The 21,795-nt window shown below is 42.7% G+C and carries 16 protein-coding genes; 6 read left to right on the forward strand and 10 right to left on the reverse strand.

Annotation, left to right across the window (positions count from 1 at the left end; genetic code table 11):
- Positions 1 to 95: 95 nt before the first annotated feature.
- The 4 genes from DWW91_RS13635 to DWW91_RS13650 are packed head-to-tail and all read left to right on the forward strand — an operon-like array spanning position 96 to position 5,513.
- Positions 96 to 884, forward strand: a complete 789-nt coding sequence (locus tag DWW91_RS13635; protein ID WP_046145546.1) for a porin family protein — start codon at positions 96 to 98, stop codon at positions 882 to 884.
- A gap of 12 nt (positions 885 to 896) precedes the next feature.
- A complete protein-coding gene (locus tag DWW91_RS13640; protein ID WP_046145545.1) occupies positions 897 to 1,742 on the forward strand; it encodes a FecR family protein in 846 nt (281 codons plus the stop codon).
- 7 nt (positions 1,743 to 1,749) lie between these two features.
- Positions 1,750 to 4,449, forward strand: coding sequence for a TonB-dependent receptor (locus DWW91_RS13645; protein WP_122328038.1), 2,700 nt, complete (start codon positions 1,750 to 1,752; stop codon positions 4,447 to 4,449).
- Positions 4,450 to 4,454: 5 nt separating this feature from the next.
- A complete protein-coding gene (locus DWW91_RS13650) occupies positions 4,455 to 5,513 on the forward strand; it encodes a DUF4249 domain-containing protein (protein WP_046145543.1) in 1,059 nt (352 codons plus the stop codon).
- Between the two features lie 24 nt (positions 5,514 to 5,537).
- Here DWW91_RS13650 and DWW91_RS13655 read toward each other — a convergent pair whose 3' ends face one another.
- Together DWW91_RS13655 and DWW91_RS13660 are read right to left on the reverse strand one after the other, a co-directional pair.
- Complete coding sequence (locus DWW91_RS13655) at positions 5,538 to 5,747, reverse strand: hypothetical protein (RefSeq protein ID WP_007655555.1); 210 nt, start codon at positions 5,745 to 5,747, stop codon at positions 5,538 to 5,540.
- An 18-nt stretch (positions 5,748 to 5,765) separates the two neighbouring features.
- Positions 5,766 to 6,248 (reverse strand): cold-shock protein, encoded by a 483-nt coding sequence (locus tag DWW91_RS13660; RefSeq protein WP_007655554.1) that lies wholly within the window; start codon positions 6,246 to 6,248, stop codon positions 5,766 to 5,768.
- A 226-nt stretch (positions 6,249 to 6,474) separates the two neighbouring features.
- Here DWW91_RS13660 and DWW91_RS13665 point away from each other — a divergent pair, with 226 nt between their 5' ends.
- Entirely contained in the window at positions 6,475 to 9,210 is a 2,736-nt protein-coding gene (locus tag DWW91_RS13665) for a TonB-dependent receptor (protein ID WP_046145542.1), read from the forward strand.
- 17 nt (positions 9,211 to 9,227) lie between these two features.
- A complete protein-coding gene (locus DWW91_RS13670; RefSeq protein WP_233584487.1) occupies positions 9,228 to 10,247 on the forward strand; it encodes a DUF4249 domain-containing protein in 1,020 nt (339 codons plus the stop codon).
- On the opposite strand, the gene DWW91_RS13675 is transcribed toward DWW91_RS13670, so the two are convergent.
- The 8 genes from DWW91_RS13675 to DWW91_RS13710 all read right to left on the reverse strand — a co-directional run bounded on the left by DWW91_RS13675 (position 10,244) and on the right by DWW91_RS13710 (position 21,772).
- Positions 10,244 to 11,455, reverse strand: a complete 1,212-nt coding sequence (locus tag DWW91_RS13675; RefSeq protein WP_122328039.1) for a glycosidase — start codon at positions 11,453 to 11,455, stop codon at positions 10,244 to 10,246. The two genes, DWW91_RS13670 and DWW91_RS13675, sit on opposite strands and share 4 nt — an antisense overlap.
- Positions 11,456 to 11,514: 59 nt before the next feature.
- Positions 11,515 to 11,970 carry an HU family DNA-binding protein gene (locus tag DWW91_RS13680; RefSeq protein ID WP_007655549.1) on the reverse strand — a complete coding sequence of 152 codons (456 nt, stop codon included), beginning with the start codon at positions 11,968 to 11,970 and terminating at the stop codon, positions 11,515 to 11,517.
- A 121-nt stretch (positions 11,971 to 12,091) separates the two neighbouring features.
- Positions 12,092 to 13,891, reverse strand: a complete 1,800-nt coding sequence (locus DWW91_RS13685; protein ID WP_010801567.1) for an aryl-sulfate sulfotransferase — start codon at positions 13,889 to 13,891, stop codon at positions 12,092 to 12,094.
- 98 nt (positions 13,892 to 13,989) lie between these two features.
- On the reverse strand, positions 13,990 to 15,618 hold the full coding sequence (locus DWW91_RS13690; RefSeq protein ID WP_010801568.1) for a RagB/SusD family nutrient uptake outer membrane protein: 1,629 nt from the start codon (positions 15,616 to 15,618) through the stop codon (positions 13,990 to 13,992).
- A 20-nt stretch (positions 15,619 to 15,638) separates the two neighbouring features.
- Positions 15,639 to 18,662 (reverse strand): TonB-dependent receptor, encoded by a 3,024-nt coding sequence (locus DWW91_RS13695; protein WP_122328040.1) that lies wholly within the window; start codon positions 18,660 to 18,662, stop codon positions 15,639 to 15,641.
- A 46-nt stretch (positions 18,663 to 18,708) separates the two neighbouring features.
- Positions 18,709 to 19,119: a hypothetical protein gene (locus tag DWW91_RS13700; RefSeq protein ID WP_010801570.1), complete on the reverse strand. Its 411-nt coding sequence runs from the start codon at positions 19,117 to 19,119 to the stop codon at positions 18,709 to 18,711.
- Between the two features lie 88 nt (positions 19,120 to 19,207).
- Entirely contained in the window at positions 19,208 to 20,242 is a 1,035-nt protein-coding gene (locus DWW91_RS13705; protein ID WP_122328041.1) for a T9SS type A sorting domain-containing protein, read from the reverse strand.
- A gap of 18 nt (positions 20,243 to 20,260) precedes the next feature.
- Positions 20,261 to 21,772 (reverse strand): glycoside hydrolase, encoded by a 1,512-nt coding sequence (locus DWW91_RS13710; RefSeq protein ID WP_122328042.1) that lies wholly within the window; start codon positions 21,770 to 21,772, stop codon positions 20,261 to 20,263.
- Positions 21,773 to 21,795 lie beyond the last annotated feature (23 nt).

A 21,795-nucleotide genomic window follows, 5' to 3' on the forward strand; every position in this document is an offset into this window, starting at 1 on the left:
GAAAAAAGTTTTATCCGGAGTAGGGGTTTTTTCCATTAACTCTGTCTTAGAGACAAAAGGTATTACAAATTTTTGTTTCACTAAGAATGAGAGAAATGATGATGAAGAAGATTACATCTTGCGTGATGTTGATGATGATGTTGATGTGTGTGACGGAGGTTAGTGCACAATGGTCTGTAACTCCTGAGGCCGGAATGAATGTGACGAAGTACAAGGATTCGCCTGCTGCTGTCGGTTTTAAAGCCGGTGCGGCTGTGAGTTATACTTTTGGTTCAGGATTGTTTTCACTTCAATCCGGCCTGTATTATGTACAACGCGGAGCAGGGAAAAGTTCATACGGAGGAGCTGTAGGTAAAGCAATGGATAAAGATGGAAATTGGAATGACTGTTATTTAAGTTTCGCCTCAAGGAATTCGGATATTATATGGCAAATGGACGGCTACTACGGTTTTTATGGACAAGGAGGAAGTTTAAGCCTTCCAACCGATATGCGAATAGAGCGAATTTATGTGAATGAAGGAAGTACTCGTCGAGATTATTTGCAATTACCGGTACTTGCCCGCTTTAATTGGAAAATTGGAGATGATATAAAAATGCATGTCGCAGTCGGTCCTTATCTTGCTTATGGCATTGGAGGAAAGTACAAGTCAAAGTTTTTGGAAGTATCCGAAAAAGGTACATGGCATGTAGATGAGTCGGTTAATCCGTTCAAAAACAGCAGTCTTCAACGTTTTGACTGGGGGGTTGCGCTGAATGCCGGAGTTGATGTGAAACGCTTTTCCTTTAATGTCGCTTACGATATGGGATTGGGCAAGCAGTACGAATATGAAAATGTAGCTTTAAACTATCATACTGTAAGCTTTACAGTAGGATATAGGTTTTAGAAAATAATATATATGAACAACGAGCAGGAACATAAACTGGAACAACGCATTCGTTTCGTAGCGAAACACTACGAGGAAGGACGTCTGGATACTGATAAGGCTTGGCAAAAGTTTGCCGGCAAGCATCAGGTACGCCGTACGGTCTCTTTCCGTCGCTACTGGATGGCGGCTGCGTCGGTGTTGTTGCTGCTCATTGGTTTTGGTACTTATTTTATGACCGATCGTAATTCGCCCGAATGGGTTGCTGTTACGACCGAACCGGGACAAATCATGGAAGTTTACCTGCCCGACAGCACATTGATTTCGATGGCTGGTAATTCTTCCATCCGATATGATAAAAAAGCTTACGGAAAGGAACGGCGTGTAGTGGAGATGAAAGGAAAAGCCTTTTTCCAAGTGACGCGGAATGAAGCACGCCCCTTCTCTGTATATACTGAACGGACGGAAGTCACCGTGCTCGGCACCAGTTTTCAGATAGATGAACAGCCGGACGGGACGGATGTGGATGTGATGACCGGTAAAGTCAGCTTTGGCGTTACCGGCAGTGAAACGGACAAAGTGATATTAACCGCCGGAATGTCAGCCTCCTATTCTATGGAAAGTAAAGGAATCACGATACTGGAAGAAGAAGACCTTAATACCCTGTCGTGGAAAACCCGGCAGTTGCGCTTCAATGACACCCCGTTGGAGAAGGTGGTCAGCGATCTGAATGAATACTATCAGGTGAATATAATCAATAAAGCAGAAACTCCGAATCTGAAACTGACGGCCACTTTCAATGATCTTCCGCTGGAAGATGTTTTATTGGTTATCAACCAGACACTCGATACCCGCCTGGCTCCTGACCCCAATAAATAAGTAATCTATGGAACGTATATGGATATTGCTGACAGGGCTTCTTATGCTTTTTTCCCAGGTAAAAGCCAGGGAAGAAGCCTTTGTTGTCGATCTTCCGGTGGAACCGACGCCTACGGTTACGATGGACAAACGACAGGTCCCTTTGTTGGAAATCTTACAGGAACTGGAAAAGCAAACCGGAATCTTTTTCTCCTATGAATCGTCTTTGCTGGATGAGTTTCCGAAAATCTCATTCAAGGCACAGGACGAATCGCTTTCCTATTGCCTGAGAAGATTATTTTCCACCTTGCCTCTTACTTACCGGCAGACAGGGCAGATCGTGATACTGAAACGGAAGCCGCGGCTGTATACGATCAGTGGCTTTGTCCGCGATTCGGTGTCGTATGAGAGTCTGATCAATGCCAATGTCTTTGAACGTAAATCCAGAACCGGTACGACTACCAATAATTATGGTTTTTACAGTATCACGCTTCCACCCGGAAAAGTAACCTTGCGGGCCTCTTATGTCGGATACGAAGCGAAAGAGGTTACATTTGAATTGTCTTGCGATACATTGATAGATATACCTTTGCTTTCGTCGAGGGCATTGGGCGAAGTGGTCGTGGAGGGACTGAATCCCCGATCGGAGGTATTAAGCACACGAACCGGGGTTGTGGAGGTGCCTGCCCAGCGCATCAAGTCGATGCCCGCCCTGCTGGGGGAGACGGATGTGGTGAAAACCCTGCAACGACTGCCCGGTGTTGCAGTGGGGACCGAAGGGATGACCGGACTTCATGTCCGGGGAGGTGATGCGGATGGGAACCTCTTTTTGCTGGATGGCAATCCGGTTTATCACACCAACCATCTGCTCGGTTTCTTTTCCGCCTTTAACCCGGATGCCGTCAAAAATGCAACATTTTATAAAGGAAGCTTTCCTGCCGAATACGGAGGAAGGCTTTCGTCCGTAGTAGACGTAAGGACCAATGATGGCGACCGGTATGAATATCATGGTAATCTTTCGATTGGTCTGCTGGCTTTGCGGGGCAACCTGGAAGGGCCTATCGTAAAAGGGAAATCCTCTTTCAATGTGTCTGTCAGGCGTACCTGGATGGAGTTGATTACCTGGCCTTTGCTGAAAGCTCTCAACAGCGGGGAAGAGAAGAAGATCAGGGGTGGTTATCATTTCTTCGATATGAATGCGAAAGTAAACCACTCCTTTAGTGACCGGACACGTGGTTATATGAGTTTTTATATGGGAAGCGACAGTTATCTGAACGGAGAGGAGAAAGACGAAGAAGATCGTGTAGGTAAAGATTTCCGTTGGCGCTGGGGGAACCTGATCGGTTCGGCCGGGATCAGCCATGTGTTCAGTAATAAATTGTTTGCTACGTTTACGGCAGGCTATACGCGTTATCGTTCGCATATCCAGCAGGATAAGGAAGGATATACTTTATCGCCCAATCGGAAGGACCGGCAGTTATTCAGCCAGGAAAACCATTACCGTTCGGCGATGGAAGATGTCAGTCTGCGTGCGTCTTTCGATTATCGTCTGCATGAGAAACATCGTCTGAAGTTCGGGGGAGACTATCTTTTCCATAATTTCCGTCCGGAGCAGAATACGATGAAGAGTTTATACAAAGATTCTGTCAAATCGCAGAAGACCAATACGGTCTATGCAAACTCGCTGATCCGCGGTCACGAAGTGTCTCTGTTTGCGGAAGAAGAGATGCATGTGATAGAACGCCTGACCGCTAATGTCGGTTTGCGTGCAACGACCTTTCATGTGCAGGGGGAGACTTATTTCTCTTTGCAACCTCGTTTATCCGCCCGTTATTTGCTGGCGCGTAATTTATCGGCAAAACTGTCGTATACGAAAATGAACCAGTATATCCATTTGCTTTCCAATTCTTATATCAGCCAGCCTACGGATATTTGGGTGCCCGTTACCCGTAATATCAGGCCGATGAATGCCCATCAGTTTACAGCTGGTCTTTATTATACATTACACAGGCAGTATAATTTTTCTGTGGAAGGATATTTCAAGCGGATGAATAATCTGATAGAATATAAAGATCGCATTCCGGTCGGTACGGATTATTCTAACTGGGAAGAGCGGGTTGGTATGGGATATGGTCGTGCGTATGGCATGGAGTTGATGGCCCAGAAAAAGTCCGGACGCCTTTCCGGTTGGATCGGTTATACGTTGTCCTGGTCTGACCGCCGGTTTCCGGACGGTAGTGTGAACAAAGGGCGCCGTTTCCCATCCAAATATGATAATCGCCATAAGGTTGATCTGGTGGCAACTTATAAAATTTCCCGTAAAGTAGAGTTGACTGCCGCCTGGATGTTTGCCTCTGGTAATCATATTACTATCATGGATCAGATCTATCATGGAGGAACCGGGCAGACCGACCATGGCTATATGCAGGGAGAAGACGTTATACTAAAGGAGGGCGAAGGTGTCGCTTATGCTGCCAGTTCGCGTAATAACTATCAACTATCACCTTATCATCGTCTTGACCTGGGGGTGAACTTTTATCGTTATAAAAAGAAAGGACGTCTGGGAGTCTGGAACCTGAGCCTTTGCAATGCGTATCTTCATCCGAATCCGTTTTCTGTGAGAACTCATTATTATATAGACGGTGAGACAGGAAAGAAAAATATATATCTGGAACAATCCATCCTGTTTCTGTTCCTGCCTTCTGTGTCTTATACTTATAAATTCTGATCGTTATGAAAAAGATATTATTGTTCCCGTTGTCTCTGCTGCTATTATTCATATGTCTCTCGTGTACACGCGATGTGATATTAAAACTTGACCCTGCACCTCCGGTGTTGGTTCTGAATGCATCCGTAACACCGGAACGGGAAGTGGCGGCTTTTTTGTCAAAAAGCTGGTTTTTGCTGGATAGTGTCCCGGAATATGATTTACCGGAAGAAGGGGTGAAGGTTGATGTTTACGTGAATGAGACTTTCCGGGGAACCATGCAGCGATCCGACGATCCGGCCGATAGCACGGCATATAAAGGGCAGTTCAGACTACCGGGTTGTCACGTGCAGGCTGGTGACAAAGTACGGCTTGAAGCCCAGGCTCCGGGATTTGATCCGGTAAAGGGGGAAACCATTATTCCTTCAAAAACAGATATATTATCACTCGATACAGCCAGTGTGATTACCTCTGATTATAGTTCGGCGCGTACGCGGATATATCTGACGTTGAAAGATGATCCTTCTGTCCGGAATTATTATCGTTTGGTGGTGGAACGTCTGGTCGAATATCGTAAAGGGGATAAGGTGATGTGGGTAAGTTCATTTAACGATAATTGGGGAGACTCTGTAATTTCCGGTGACAGTGTAGAGGTCGTAATTGTATCTTATGACTTCAGGCTGGTTTATGATGATCCTGCATTTCAGCAAGGCATTCCATCTCCCGCTCTGGAGGAGTATGACGGGACTTATTGCCGGGGGGTTTTATCCGATGAGATGTTTGATGGAAAAGAGTACACGTTGACCAGTTCCTTTTTCCCGGAAAGTTCTTTTAAGAATGATTCGATAGAAGCTATTGTACATTATGATATCCATCTGATGTCTATTTCGGAAGCTTATTATAACTACTTGAAAAAGATTCGCGGTTTCTCTATCTCTTTAGGAGATGCTTTTCTGGATGGTTTGCTGGAACCGACTGCCGTTTATTCAAACGTAACCGACGGTTTCGGAGTAGTGACAGGTTATCAGATTTCCACACGTCGCCTTACAATGCCTTTCGGTGATCGGACGCACGTGTGGTACTAGGCTGTATCCATCTGATTGAGATTTTTAGATCTTCGAACTATGTAATTTTTTATAGATCTCGATACGGGCTTCTCTCTCTGCCTGTGTCAGACTGGCCGGCAATTCAATAGTTGTTCGCGGACCTACTGAAACGAGTATTACCTCGCCAATGCTTTTTTTATACTCTTTCAGTGAATTTTCAATTAATTGATTGGCCTGATTCCTGTCTGACCGCATGTTGATTTCCCTTTTCATACTTTTGTCTATTTAATATTAAGTGATATCGTCTTCCGGATTTTTATTCTCCGGTTCGTTCTCCAAAGATATATTGATCGCATTCATTCCCTTCAAACCACGTTCCAGGTCGAATGTAACAATATCACCTTCTTCAACCTTTGAAAGTAAATTGTTTACGTGGAAAAAGTATCTTTCACCTCTTACCAGTTCTTTGATAAAACCGAATCCTTTGGATGTATTGAAGAAATCGACTTTACCTTTTAAAACGACCGGTTCCTCTTTTTCCTTTTTAGGTACCGAGATCAGTATTTCTTCCTGGTTGATTTCTTCTTTTTTGATATTTTCCGCGGGCGGGGTTGAAGTAATTACTCCATTCTCATCGACATAAGCAATCATATCCTCGAAACTGCTTGCCTTGCCGGATAACTTCTTTTCTTCTTTTTTCTTTTGCTTTTCTGCTCGTTTAGCGAGTCTTTTCTTTTCATTTTCACGTTTGTCAACTGTCATTGATCTTGCCATATAACTTTTTTTATAAGATAAATACTAAGTGGAGTGAGGAGTATAATTAAAGGAGAGACCTGCTTAAAATGATAAGGAGAACTATGCAATAATGATTTATATCTCTAACTCTTCTACAAAGATAAGCAAAAAAGGGGAATATTCCTAGGTTTAATTTTTTTTGTCTTACCTGATAGGGGTATTTCCGGAAAATCTGTCTTAAAAACAGATATCAACAAATAACAAGATGAAGAAAGTATACCCTGCAAAACAATTTGCCCGTGTTACCTTGGTAGTAATGATGATGATTTTTAGTTTGTCCGGCCTTCAGGCACAGACAAATAGAGTGGATGAAACACGGATGGTTACGTTGAACATGCAAAAGGCCTCTGTTCGGGAAATCCTGGACGAAATCCAGAAGCAAACCGGAGTAACCTTTTCTTACGAATCATCTTTGTTGAGTGGACTTCAGAAAACAACGTTCCGTGCGGATGATGAAGCACTGACGGATTGCCTGACGCGTTTGTTCGCGAATCTTCCGGTAGTGTACAAGATGACAGGAAACGTAGTGGTTCTGAAGCGTAAACCCAAGCAGGTAACGGTCAGTGGTTTTGTGCGTGATAAAAGATCCGCCGAATCTCTGATCGGGGCCTCGGTTTATGAAGCCCATAGTCGTGTGGGAACAGCTTCCAATAATTTTGGTTTTTTCAGTTTGACATTGCCACCAGGGGATATTACAATTCGTTCTTCTTATATTGGTTATACCAGTCATCAGCATATTCTTAACGGACTTGAGCGCGATACAGTGCTTGCTATCGAACTGGAGCCTTCGGCTTCGTTGCAGGAAGTTGTCATAACCGGACAAAGTAATGACAAGCAATCTGTGCTAAGTACCCAGATGGGAGCATTGGAAATTAATCAGCAAACGATCCGCTCTACTCCCGTAATGTTTGGGGAGGCTGATATTATCAAGACTTTGCAGTTGACGCCAGGCGTGTCGGCCGGTACGGAAGGAACGGCAGGAATGTATGTCCGTGGCGGTAATGTGGATGAAAACTTATTCCTGATCGATGGTAACCCGGTGTATCAGATCAATCATATCGGCGGTATCTTCTCGGCATTTAATCCGGAAGCGATCAGCGGTATGGATTTCTTCAAATCCGGTTTCCCCTCGCGTTATGGCGGACGACTTTCGTCTGTAGTGGATGTGCATACAAAAGAGGGTAATATGAAGGAATATCACGGTAGTGCTTCAATTGGCTTGATTTCCGGTAATCTAAATTTCGAAGGGCCTATCATAAAAGACCGTACTTCTTTTAATATAGGTTTGCGACGTACCTGGCTGGATGTACTTTCAGCTCCGGCTGTAGCTATCGCCAATAAGATAACGAAGAAGGATGGAACACGTCTGCGGGCCCGTTACGCTTTTCATGATCTGAACCTGAAGGTGAATCATATATTTAACGACCGTAGCCGCATGTATCTGAGTCTTTACAATGGTAATGATGTGTTGAAAGGAGGAAGTACAGATTTCCCGGATCAAGATAGTGACAATAATTATAATTATGATTCCGATGTATCCCTCCGTTGGGGGAATATCATGGCTACTGCCGGTTGGACTTATGTGTTTAATAACCGTTTGTTTGGTAAAGTGTCAGGTGTTTTTACCCGTTATCATTCCAGATTGAGGAATACAGAACACGATGTGGTAGGAAACGAAGGAGATGAGGATTATTCTGATTCGTTCAGGGAGAATGAAACAAATACGGGTATTACGGATTTTGGGTTGCGCACTTCATTCGATTATCTGCCGGCATCTGCTCATCATATCCGTTTTGGAGGTGATTATCTGGTACACCGTTTTCATCCGGAATACAATCGTTCGGTAGCTTATGAAAAGAATGAAGAAACATCGGTCGAGATAGGACAGGAATTTGCAAACGATTTGTTGTGGGGGCATGAAGCCGGAGTCTATGCCGAAGATGACTGGACATTATCGTCTGCCGTAAGATTGAATGCCGGATTGCGTTTCAGTCTTTTCAATGTGCAGGGAAAGACTTATACCGGACTGGAACCGCGGGTATCTCTTCGTTGGTTGCTGGATGATAATCTGAGTTTTAAAGCTTCTTATTCCCGAATGAATCAATATGTACATCTGATTAGTAATAGTTTTATCAGTTTACCGACCGATGCCTGGATGCCGGTTACACGAAAATTGAAACCGCTGATAAGTGACCAGGTCTCTGCTGGTTTCTACTACAATCTTAATAAAGAATATAATTTCTCTGTTGAAGGATATTATAAAACATTGGATAATCTGTTGGAATATCGTGACGGACATACCTTTACTCCTTCCTTTGTCAATTGGGAAGACAAACTGACGGCTGGTGAGGGACGTTCTTATGGAGCGGAATTTATGGTACGTAAAGAAACCGGTCGTACGACGGGTTGGGTGGGTTATGGTCTGTCCTGGTCCGACCGACAGTTTGACGAACTGAATCAGGGAGCACGTTATCCGGCTCGTTTTGATAACCGGCATAAATTGAATATAGTGGTGATGCATAAGATATCTCCTAAAGTCGAACTTTCTGCAGCCTGGTCGTATGCTTCCGGAAACCATGTGACGTTATCTTTGGAAAACTATTATGAAAATGGAACAGGTTCTCCAACGAATAATGATAACCATTATGTGGGTGCAAGCGAGTCAATCGATTATTACGAAGGACGAAATAATTATCAGTTGCCAGCCTATCATCGACTCGATTTAGGAATCAAGATATATCGTCCTAAAAAGAAAGGGCGGATGGGTATCTGGACAGTTAGCATATATAATGTCTATTCCCGCATGAATCCTTTTATGATTTATAAAAGTGATAAGACGGTTCCTGATCCAGGCAGTTCTTACGGTAAGAATGTACCGGTCTTTAAAACTATTGGAATAATGCCTATAATTCCTTCTATTTCTTATACCTATAAATTTTAATGATTATGAGTATGCATATGAAACATATATTTCTTTTAGCTCTTCTTTTATTAGTTACTTCCTGTATGAAAGAGATTGATCTGGAGCATTTACGTCCGGAGCCTAAGCTTGTATTGAACTGTGTCATTATACAGGACAAACCGATAATTGCTTCCTTGTCACGTACTTGGTTTTACACGGAGGGCGGAGTTAACCTTCTTATGGAAAACGCGGATGTCAAGTTATACGTAAATGACCGTTTTGTAGAACAGTTATCATTTAATCTAAATGCGTATAATTATAATACATTTGGAGGCTATGTGGCTACTTATGTTCCGGTTGTCGGAGATAAAATACGTATTGAAGCGGAAATGGATGGGTATAAACCGGTTGTGGCAGAAGATGTAATACCGGGTCCTCCTACATTACTTAATTTTGCAGTGGAAAATTATTATAATCAGAATCCTTATTATAGCTATTTTCAGGAACGTTTGAAAGTTACATTCCGGGATGATCCCTCTGCTGGAAACTGCTATCTTATTCGTTTTACCAGAGGCTATCCGGAGTATGATTATGTGGGGGACGACTGGGAGAAAACGGAGGTTTACAAGGGGTCTTATAAATGGTATTCGCAGTATGTTGATTTTGCTTCTGAACCGATATTTGCAAATAAAATTACTATTCTGGATAAAGTAATGGGAAATGACTGGTTGTCTGGCGGGCAAGGACGGCCTTTTTCGGATGAATTGTTTAACGGGAAGGAGTATACAATGAAGTTGGATAATGGTTATTCTTATTCATCTGAAAGTTCTGAGCCTATTATGCCGGATTCAATGAGGGTTTATCTATACGCTATATCTGAATCTTATTATAAATATATGTTAGCTTTGGCTTCCTTACAAGACGAATCATTGAATAACGACCTTGCGGATATTGGTCTTGCCGAACCGGTTCGTGTATTCAATAATATCGAAGGAGGAGTAGGCATATTGGGAACAGCTTGTGTGGATAGTCTCACTGTTGCTATTCCCAATAAAGTTTTGCCGGATAATGATTAGAGATCTACGTTCCTTAATTTCAACTTTTGACACATCATCTTGTATTGTTTATTCTTGTCAATCAGCTCGTTGATCTTTGCCACGGAAGTGGCAGAACGCAGACCGTCTTCCGGGGTATTCATACAATAATCAACCAGTATTTCTACAGTAGAAACTGCTACATGCATCCGGGTGTCGCTGGATGCATAATATATAAATATCTTTCCATCTTCATCGGCAATCCATCCGTTGGAAAATAGCACATTCGACACATCCCCGATCCGTTCTCCCCCCCACGGAGCGAGGAAGTAGCCTCCAGGCTGTGCGATGACTTTGGTCGGATCTTCCAGCGATGTCATGTACAGATAAAGTACATAGCGCAATCCGGCAGCACATCCCCTGACTCCGTGGGCCAGATGTAACCAGCCCGCCGGAGTCTTGATAGGATGTGGTCCCTCCCCATTCTTGACCTCTTTGATTGTATGATAGTGGCGTTTGTCTATAATTTGTTCAGAGAGAATAGACGCGTTTGTTATATCATCGATCAGGCTCCAGCCTATGCCGCCACCGCTACCGGCATCGATAAAACCATCCTGCGGACGGGTATATAATGCATATTTCCCATCCACGAATTCCGGATGCAGCACAACATTGCGTTGCTGGCTTTTCGATTTCAGATCGGGTAACCTTTCCCAGTCGATCAAATTTTTGGTACGGACAATCCCGGCTTTGGCCACAGCCGAAGACAGATCACCCAGGGCAGCTGTTTGGTCATGCCGTTCACTGCAAAAGATACCGTATATCCACCCGTCTTCATGTGCCGTCAGGCGCATATCATACACGTTGGTTTCTTCCGGGTCGATATCCGGCAGATTGACCGGACGTTCCCAAAACCGAAAGTTATCTACCCCGTTCGGACTCTCGGCAATGGCGAAGAACGATTTGCGGTCGAATCCCTCTACGCGTACCATCAGCAGGTATTTACCGTTCCATTTGATGGCACCTGAATTCATACAGGCATTTACCCCGATGCGTTCCAGGCAATACGGGTTGGTTTCCGGATTCAGGTCGTAACGCCATTCGAGCGGCACATGTGATGCTGTAACGACAGGGTTTTTATAACGTGTAGCGATGCTGCGGGGAGCATCCAGAGGGACATTCTCTGCAGATAGAAGCATTTCATGTTGTATCTGCAACTTTTCGATCGTATCTGAGAAATTGATTTCCATTATCGTATTGTTCTTTATTTATCTATGTAATTTACCGGTATGCGGCAATGTGTTCTGTTCTATTCGATCTCCGGACGGTCGCCTTCGCCACCATCGCCGGGAGTCGTATCTTCCGTTTCGGGCGAAAGTTCGATCCATTCCAGTTCGTCGCTGTCCACCAGGGCACGACTGTAATTACCGCCTGCCATTTTCGTACGTTCGGGAATAAATTCAACGCGGACGGCTTTTACCTGTTTGGCGAAGTTGAAATCCTTGATATCTTTTACGCCTACCGTGTTAAGGGTGTAGCGGAAATAGCCCAATCCTTTGATATGAACGCTCTTGCCTTGTGCCATACGAGTGTGCATCACACCGGCGATATCGCCAAGTACGGCCTGAACGTCCGAGTTGCTGACTGTGGAGATTTTCGCCAAGTCTTTGGCAATCGTTTCCGTTTCTACTGGCTTCCCTTGCACGATGGCGCGAGGGTAATGCACTTTTTGTTTTGAGTTGTACGCTTTCTTGTAGAATGGCATAGCTTTTTGTTTTTTAATTAATAAATATGTTAATTTCTCGATACGCCGTATTGACGCTCTCAATACGTCATATTGACGTCCTCAATACGGCGTATTGAGAATGGCAGTTCGGCACACCGTTTTAAAGACCTTCGGGATAGAGGGAGATGCGGTTGGCACGGTGGAAAGCCAAATAGTTGGGTACTGAAAAATGAAATTCAGAGATAACCTCTTTGGTCTTGTAATCTACTTCAATGATTCTGCCTCCACGTCCATTGACTGTAGGAGTACCAACTCCCGGACAAAATAACACATGGTTCGTTTTCGGAAGATAATCTGTTGAAGATACTCCCATGGCGAAACAGGATTTTCCTCTTTCTTTCCCATATTCCCATACTTGTTGTATTGTTTTTTGCTCTTCATTAATCTTGTATTCAACGGAACGTGTATACGCTTTTTCCCTGTCTTTATCGTAGGTCTGGTAGTTACGGTAGAAACCATTGTCAAGGAGCAATATATTTCCGTTAGGCATGAATACGGGACAATGTTGTCCCCAGCACCATTCGAAATCATCATGATTCTTTTCTCCGTTAAGGATTTCTATATCTGCTATCTTCTCGCCCTTTGCATCTAAAGGCTTCAGAAGGGTGAGCGAATTTTTCCATTCTTTATGAGGTGTCATAATCCATTTAAGCTGATTGTTTCGGGTCAATTTGGCGACTCCCTGATAGCGACAGGACACGATGATGCAATCATCGTCTTCTGAATAAATGACAGCATTACCATGAGCCCAGTTACCAAAAACCGCGATCGTGTCACCTGCCGGAACAAAAGTCTTACGAGTTTCATCCAGCGACTTTTTTAGATCCCATTCATTGACAATGGCACCGGTTTCATTGTCTACTTCCACCACATAGTCGTAAGTCGTTACTTTCCCGTCTTGTCCAATGCTGCCATCTTTACTAGCTGTAGCAATCAGATGGCCGTTAGGTATTTCAATGACATCATGATGGAATGAATATCCTTTTTCTTGTATGTTCCATGTATTTAGTATATTGCCGACCATGTCAAACTCCAGGATTCTTCCTGTCTTTACATCTCCGCAGTAGAAATTTCCTTTCTTGTTTCGTTTTAAGCCGGTATGGGCTGTTATTCTCATTTCCGGATGATCTTTCAGGCGTAACAGCCACCGGATATCGCCATAGTTATCTATAATGAACGGGCGATGTGTATCGTATTCGTTGTCTCCCAAGAAATTGATTAATGTCACTCCGGGCTCCATTTTTTCTCGTTGAGCGATAATCATTGATATTTGGGGATATTGGGTGTTAAGTTGCAAGTCGGGGACTGTTATCTTGACTGAGTCGGTCAGTCGTACCTTTCCCTGCTTGTTTGTTTGGGTGATATAGACCGTATTGGTATGATTCTCATATAGACCGTGTACGTTTACCCGGTATGCAGAGCCGTATTTCTTGAATGTATGTGACAAGTCGGCACCATCGTGTTTTCCCTTGACACAGACGGTCAGGTAACCGCTTGTCGGTAAAAGCAAATTGAGCTCTGCACTTAAAGGGGCATAGCCGGTAGGATCGAGTTTGATGTTTTTATCGCTAAGATGGAAAGAGGTTCCTAAGGTCGGAATCTCCAATATCGTGTTGTCTGCGAAAAGCAGTGTTGTTTTCCAGTTGTCAATGTCGGGTGTTAGTTGAATAATTTTATGGTAGGGGATAACTAACGTGTCTGTTTCAAAATAGAAAAGGTGTTTATCCTCATTTTGTTCGGTTTTTATTAACAGGCTGCCTTCTTCCATTAATGAACGGATAGTCGTTATTTCTTCACCTGTTTCTGTTTCCAGAGAATCAATCTCTTCGTTACATCCGGTACATACTCCCAGTAAAAGAGCAAGCAGGACCGTTCTTGTGTTATGGATATATTTCTTCATGCGATTATTTTCTATTTACAGACAGAAAGGGGAAGGACACGCACTGTGTTTGTCAGGGTGTCACTTCCCCCATAGCTATTCTATTCAATTATTTCGGTTTATCTCCACATCGGATGCTGTTCGATAGCTTCATTTGTATTCAATTCATTTTGCGGAATAGGCAAATAGAAATGTTTCGGCTGGAAGTTCTCTGCACCTTGTTTTTTGTTTTTGACGAAAATCTGCTTCATCTCTTCGTAAGAATACCAGCGTTTCAAGTCAAAGAAACGGTGACCTTCAAAGAAGAATTCAAGTTCGTTTTGATGAACCATTTCTTCCCACAATTCATCGGCTCCGTTCCAAGTCTTTTTCGCAAGTCCGGCACGGTCGCGAATACGTGTCAGGTCAGCAGCTGCTTCTGCCAGTTTATTGGTTTTGATACAGGCTTCGGCATGTAGCAATAATACTTCGGCAAAACGCATCACACGCAGGTTGTTATTCTGGTTTGCCTGGTTGTACATGCTGTTTGCTTCAGCTTCGTTTTTGTAGAAATTGGTGAATTTCTTGATCAAAAAACGACCGGGTTTACCACTGATGGTCGGGTAATCGGGTTCGCCTCTTAAACGTTTGGTAGCACAAGCCTCCCATATCTCATCAAAAGACATATCTCCGAACCATGCACCATCTTCTACGGTCGTTTCATAATCAGAATGTTTCCAGAAGAAACTGGTGTACATACGTTTGTCGAAGCGGGTATCGGAACCTGCCGGACGTTCTTCGACGATGAAATCATCAACGATTGAAGCTGTCGGCATCCATTTGAACCAACCACCTGTTCCCTGTGGACCTGCGAAATTAGGAATTACCCAGCCTTGTGTATCGTTGGGCCCTTCAGCCCCCCAAGTACCTGAACCGTATTTTCCTTCATATACGAGTTCAAATATTGATTCTTTGTTTAACTCTGTATATTCGGTGAAGTTGTCTTCGAAATTTTCAGTCAAGTCATATGTATAAGGGCTTTGCATGATTGTTTTCAATTCAGCTTCTCCTTCTTCGTATCTTTTTAGATAGTTGTATGTCTTACCCAGGTAAGCGATAGCAGTTCCTTTGGTTACACGACCAGCCTCATCGGAAGGACGGGTGATCGGCAAATATTCTTTGGCTGTTTTGAAGTCAGCTTCAACTTGTTTCCATATATCAGCTTCCGGAGAACTCGGCTTCATGGTTTCTTCCAAACTTTCAGCAGCAGAAACCAGACGCAGAGGAACATCACCAAAGTTGGTAACCAACAGGAAGTAAGCGTAACCTCTTAAGAAACTGGCCTCTCCAATCAGTTCGTTCATTTTAGTCTGATCCATATTCACTTTATGAATATTGTTTAAAAGGACATTGGCACGATTGATTGTGTTATAAATTCTGCCGAAATCACTTTCTGCGGTATTCGGAGTGTTGGTGAAAGTGGCAGGTTGCCAATTGTGCGCTTCTTCTCCCAAGATGAACCAAGTATCATCTGCACGGTTCATGGTATGCCATCCGGTGTAGCCTCCGAAATAACCATACATTTGGCTGCGGATAGGAGAATAGATGGTTGCCATAGCAGCTTGTGCATTGGCTTCAGAAGACCAATAGGTATCTTCTACATATTCATTCGGGTTTGTAAAACTTAAAAAATCAGACTCGTTACATCCTGTCATGGCAAGGACAGCAGCCGGAACGAGTACCAGCTTTTTTAATATATTCGTTTTCATATTATGAGCATTTTATTAAATTAGAAATTAAGTTGAACGCCAAAAGTAATTGTTCTTGCCAACGGGAAACGACCGTGGTCACAACCTCTTGTCATGGTACCGTCACCACCACCGTTCTGACCGTCGTTCTGTCCTAAGTCAGGTGTATAGCCGGTGTATTTAGTGGCAGTAAATAGATTGTCCATTGCTGTATATATACGCAAATTGTTCATTCTTAACGGTGTCAACAGATTTTGTGGCAATGTGTAACCGAATTCCAATGTCTTCAAACGGAAGAAAGAACCGTTTTCTAACCAGCGGTCGCTACAACGACGGCGGTTTTCGTTTTTGTCTTCTTGTGTGAAGCGAGGCATATCGGTATTTCTGTTCTGTTCAGTCCATGCATTTAATGTGCTTGTACCGAAGTTGGTGAATTCGTTCATGGATTCCATACGGCAACGTGTATAGTTGTATATTTTGTTACCAATCATACCATCAAAGAACAATCCTAAATCAAATCCTTTGTATTGAACGTTGCCACGGATACCGAAGGTTACATCGGGGAACGGACTTCCTGCATATTGACGGTCATCGTCGCTAATCTGACCATCACCGTTGTAGTCGATGAAACGGATGTCTCCCGGTTGTGCGTCTGGTTGAATCAATTTACCATCGGCAGTGGTATGTGCTTGTATTTCTTGTTCGTTTTGGAAGATACCGTCTGTTTTTACAACGTAGAAAGCACCGATCGGATCACCTACTTTGGCCCAAGTTACAGTACCTTCACCTTGTGGATTGTAACCTGCATACTCTTGTTTGTCACTACCTACGGTGATTTCTTTAATCTTATTGCTAACTGTAGAAATGTTTACTCCGACATTGTAATAAACTTCTCCTACAGTGTTACGGTGATTGACTACAAATTCAAAACCTTTGTTTTGAATCGTACCGGCATTCATTGTCGGGCTACCACCCATACCTACCGATGAGGGCATAGCGATACTTAACAATACGTCTTTGGTTTCCTGAATGAAGTAATCAGCATTGAAAGAAAGTTTTCCGTTGAAGAAACTGGCATCCAAACCAATGTTGGTAGTCCGAGTCTCTTCCCAAGTCAAGTCTTTTGGGGATACCCAATTGATACCAGTGCTACTACCCATCCACCATTGGCCGCCTTGTACGTAGTTGATACCGCTGGTGGCTGTACTTTGTGTTGTATAGTTTCCGATTTCCTGGTTACCCAATACACCATAACTGAGGCGTAGTTTCAACTCATCGACGGTCTTTTTTGCATTTTCAAAGAAGTGTTCGTTCATGATATTCCAACCGGCAGATACTGATGGGAATACGCCATATCTGTGACCATCGGCAAAGCGGGAAGAACCATCACGGCGGATAGAGGCAGAAATCATATAGCGCGAATCGTAACTATACATAGCGCGGGCAAACAGAGAAACCAATGAGTGTTCTTGCAAAGAACCAGAAGTGCTTTGTTCTTTAGTGGCACCAGCTCCGATTGCATTTGTTCCTGCCGGAATATCTTTACGGGAAGCGCCAAACGAACGGTCTTTATTTTCCTGTGCAGAATAACCGAACAAGCCGGATACGGTATGTTTTCCAAATGTATTGTCGTAGTGCAATGTGTTTTCAACCAACCATTGGTCACCGAAAGAAGCACCTTCACTCAGGCTTGATTGAATGGCTCCGGACCCGAAATTGTATTCAGGATTGTAGTTGTAACTACGGCCGTTGTTTTTGTTGTAACCAAAGTTTAGTTTGTATTTTAATCCTTTCAGCCCCAAGTCTACTTCAGCATAGGCATTCAACAACAGTTCCATGTTGTGCCTCTGTCTGTCGTACAATTCGGAAGCACCGACAGGGTTATCCATGTTTTTCATCCAAGGTTCAATGCCTGCATAACCGCCCAGCTGGTCGGGATCCTTCACCTTCATTAACGGGTTCTGACGCAACGGGTCTGTTATGGATAATTCGTTGATCTGTTTGTCGGCTGTTTTCACTAACAATGTATTTCCAACACGGAAATGATCGTTAAAGAAAGAGAATGTGTTTTTGGCTCGAACATTAAAAGCACTGTATCCTGAATTCAATAAGATACCCTGCTGGTTGATATAACCGGCAGACACATTATAGGTCGCCGTTTTTGTACCTCCGCTGATATTTAAATTGGCTTTTGTGACAGGAGCTGTGCGATATACTTTATCCTGCCAGTTTGTTCCGGCACCTTGGAAGTTTTTCACTTCATCAGGTAGGAAACCTGTTTGTTTCATAACAGAAATCCATTGTTGAGCATCTAATACATCCAATTTCTTTGCTATGTTCTGGAAACCGGAATATACGTTTACATCAATAGTCGTAGGAGTTTCTTTTTTACCTCCTTTTGTCGTAATCAATACAACACCATTGGCGGCACGTGAACCGTAGATAGCTGCAGCCGAAGCATCTTTCAGTACTTCAAGTGATGCAATATCTGCCGGATCTACCATATTGATATCACCATAAACGCCATCAATTACATACAACGGTGTATTTGAACCTAAAGAGCTTAATCCACGGATGTTGATGCTCATACCAGAACCGGGTTGACCTCCAACGTTGGAAACACTTACACCGGCAATACGACCTTGCAATGCACCAGCTGCACTTTTGGCAATATTGGCTTGTAGATCTTTAGATGAAACAGAGGCAACGGCACCGGTTAAATCTCTTTTCTTTACTGTACCGTAACCGATTACGACAACCTCATCCAATAATTCGCCATCAGCCATTGTGATATTGATTACATTTTTATCTCCAACAGTGATAGAAGATTGTTGCATACCTACGTAAGAAAATTCCAGGACCTGTCCTGGGGTGACATTGATGGTATAATTCCCATCAATGTCAGTTGTTGTACCTATTGTGGTTCCTTTTACAACAACTGTTGCTCCGATGACTGGATTGTTCTCCGCGTCTTTTACCGTACCTTTTACGGTAACTGCCTGTTGCGCCCAACTGGAAACAGCAAAGGCTCCTAGTAATAGAGAAAAAGCTAGTTTTCTGTTCATGATAAATTATTTAAATGAATTTAATAAATCTATGATTGCTATCTAATTACCACCACCATGGTTGAATATAACCTGTGTCATTTGGATTTGGATCATCAGCATCTATGGCCATTACTTGTTTAGTCAAGATAATATCAAGGTTATCTCCATACACGTGGGCGCTGACTGTTTGTAAACCTTTGGCTTTACCTCTGACAACAACAACATATTGTAAACTTTGAGTTACTTGTTCCAGATCTCCTACTTTCCATTCAACCCTTACATTTGCTGGTTTATCTCCTATAATGGTGAATCGTTTTCCAACTTGGTTATAAACATAATCCAGTCCGTGAATATAATAATCGGAACAACTCTGTTCTACTATTGATAAATTCGTTTTGTTTGGATTTTCAGCATGAATGTTAATCCCTATCCAAAATAGAATAGAGAGTAAAAATGTTAATTTAGAAGTTTTCATAAATGAGTGTTTATTTATCATTAAGTGATTATACAATGTATTTATTATCTAGTATTCGGACTATAAATACATTGTATAGGAGAAATTGTTATTTTTTGATGATCTTGGCTGTCTCTACACCATTTGTTTTTTCGACTTGAATGTAATAGATACCATTTTTATAATTGGAAAGATCGAAGTTGGTTTCAGTGCAGTTGTTACCGTACGATTGTGATTTAACCAGATCTCCCATTGTTCCGATAAATCTGATTGATTTAATGGCTGAATCATCGGTTGATTTAACTGTTATATTTGATGCATCATAATATGAAACTGCGATAGATGACTTTTTTTCTATGGCCCTGGATTTGCTACTTCCGTTTTTGACGCGATACGTGCCATTGAATAATTGCTGACCTGAATTTTGAGTATAAACAAAGTAAAAACTAGTAGTAGTACCCAAAGACGCTTCAGTAGTCCAAGGATAAGGTGCCTGAATTACAATTTCTGTACTTTCGGTTTTATATAAAGTAATATTTTCTTTAAGTGTTCCATTTTGGTATACAGAAGTTGTATGAGGATACTCACGATATCCGAATGCTACTTTCAGATTCTTAGTTTCGATGGTTGAGGTTGTGGCAGATGATGTTTTTGCAATTACACATGAGAAAAACAGATCTCCTGTAGTACTTGTGAAAGTTTTTCCTCCCGCGGATGTGTATTGGTTTATATCAGAGAAGAAACCGGATGCCTTATCACTGATTCCTACAACTTTTAAAGTTAATTCATTTTGGGTAACAGGAGGATTAACAGGGTCTACTGGGGTCGGCTTAACTGCCTCAATGCTTTTACTTACATAGGTACCGTCACTTAATTGGGCAGATAAAGTATAATAACCTTCAGCAGTTTTCCTACCTAATTGAATCGTTGTGCTTGTATAGCTGATCCGATAGAAATCCGAAGGATAATTCCATGTAGCTGTTAATCCGGATGGCAAAGCACTGCCGTCGGTGGTAACAATACTATATACAGCGTTCGTTTCCAGTTTATCCGGTCCGTCAATCTTATAACTGACAGCCTTTGCACTTGTTCCCGCTAATAAAGCGATAACCAGTAAAATTGTTTGTGTAAAAAACTTTTTCATGATCTTATAAATTTAAAGTTATTCAACGTTTCCTGTAAAGGTTACAACGCTCTTTGCCGGAAGAGTTATCATATACGTATTACCTATCGGTTGGATAGTTTCCAGGGCTTCCCATTTGTGGGTGGCATCAGTCAGGTAACCGGCAAGTGGGCTAGCTGTTTGGTTGTTGTCTAATGCCAGGTCGATAGTCGTTTCTGTGTCGTTGGTATTGATGGCTACAATCGTAAAGTTATTACCTTTTTTATAACCGGATACCATATAGCCTTGGTCGGAGTTGTATTCGGCTGAAATGCGGGTACTACCTACAGGAATATAGCGTGTAAAGTTTCCGAAAGTCTCATAACGTTTACCGGTTTCGTAGTCCGTACGATTTTTAGAGATATAAATTAACCCTTCATTAGTACCACTGTCGGGTAGGGCTCCTGCCCACCAGATAATCGAACTTACATTGGCTTCACAAAGGTAACGGTGGAATTTAACTGCCCAGTTAAGTCCATCTTCTATGGAAGTGCTGTATGAATTATGCGGGTCGCTGATTTCAGTTAACCATACCGGTATATTTTTTGATTCAGCCTTCGTAAACGGTTCGATACCTGGATCTTTTTTCGTTACCGGATCCACATAACCGTGTCCGGCTGCGATGATCGGGTAATTGGTAATGCGGGTATTGACATTTAAAATATCGCGTACATAATTTTTACTACCCATGATAAAACCTAAAATACCTGTCCATTGTGCATTTTCACCGAAGATAATTTTCACATCCGGATGATTAGCGGCAAATGTCGGCCCCATGTTGTTAACAATGAATCGTCCCAAGGTAGTTGTTCCTGGTAACCAGAGACAAGAACTCCAGGGAGCTGCATATTCCGGTTCATTGGCTGGTGATATGGCATAAGGTTTCAAACCTACTGAACTGTAAGCATCACAAAATGCTGACAGATAATCGGCAAATTTTTGATAGTAAGCAGATTTTAAATTCCCTTCCGAATCACTGCCGTTACTTTTCATATAGGCAGGCGGACTCCAGACGGAATAAACGAATTTATCGACGTCATATAATGCTTTGACACGTTGGTTGATCCATAACTGGCCTTTGCGTTGGGCTATTTCTTCTGCTGCTTCATTCCCGTCGGCGCTGTAGTCGATATCGAAGAATGGATCGTCGAGCGGCATATCGATATCTTCATCCAAATGGAAAGAAGTATCTCCTTCGTTTTTCCAATAATGGGAATAGATTTCACCTCTTAATATATTCAGGTGCAATCCCTCTTTTCCGAACATCAGGTCTAATACAGTATCACGTTTTCGGTGTGCATACAGATAATCCGCCCATCCGGCTTGTGCTACACCGAAACCGTCAATGTTTTGTTCTTCTGTATTCCAATGGAGTATTACGTCAGTATTTGCAACGGCTTTTGTCGCAATGGAGCCACCAGTTTTCTGGTCTACAATTTCGTTGTCAGTACAAGATCCTAGCAGGAAAAGACAAGCGAACAATCCTAAGGTTAAATTTCGATGTGTTTTCATAATGAATGGCATTAATGTTAATT

It is taken from the genome of Parabacteroides sp. AF17-3, assembly GCF_003635445.1.
GTDB lineage: Bacteria > Bacteroidota > Bacteroidia > Bacteroidales > Tannerellaceae > Parabacteroides > Parabacteroides goldsteinii.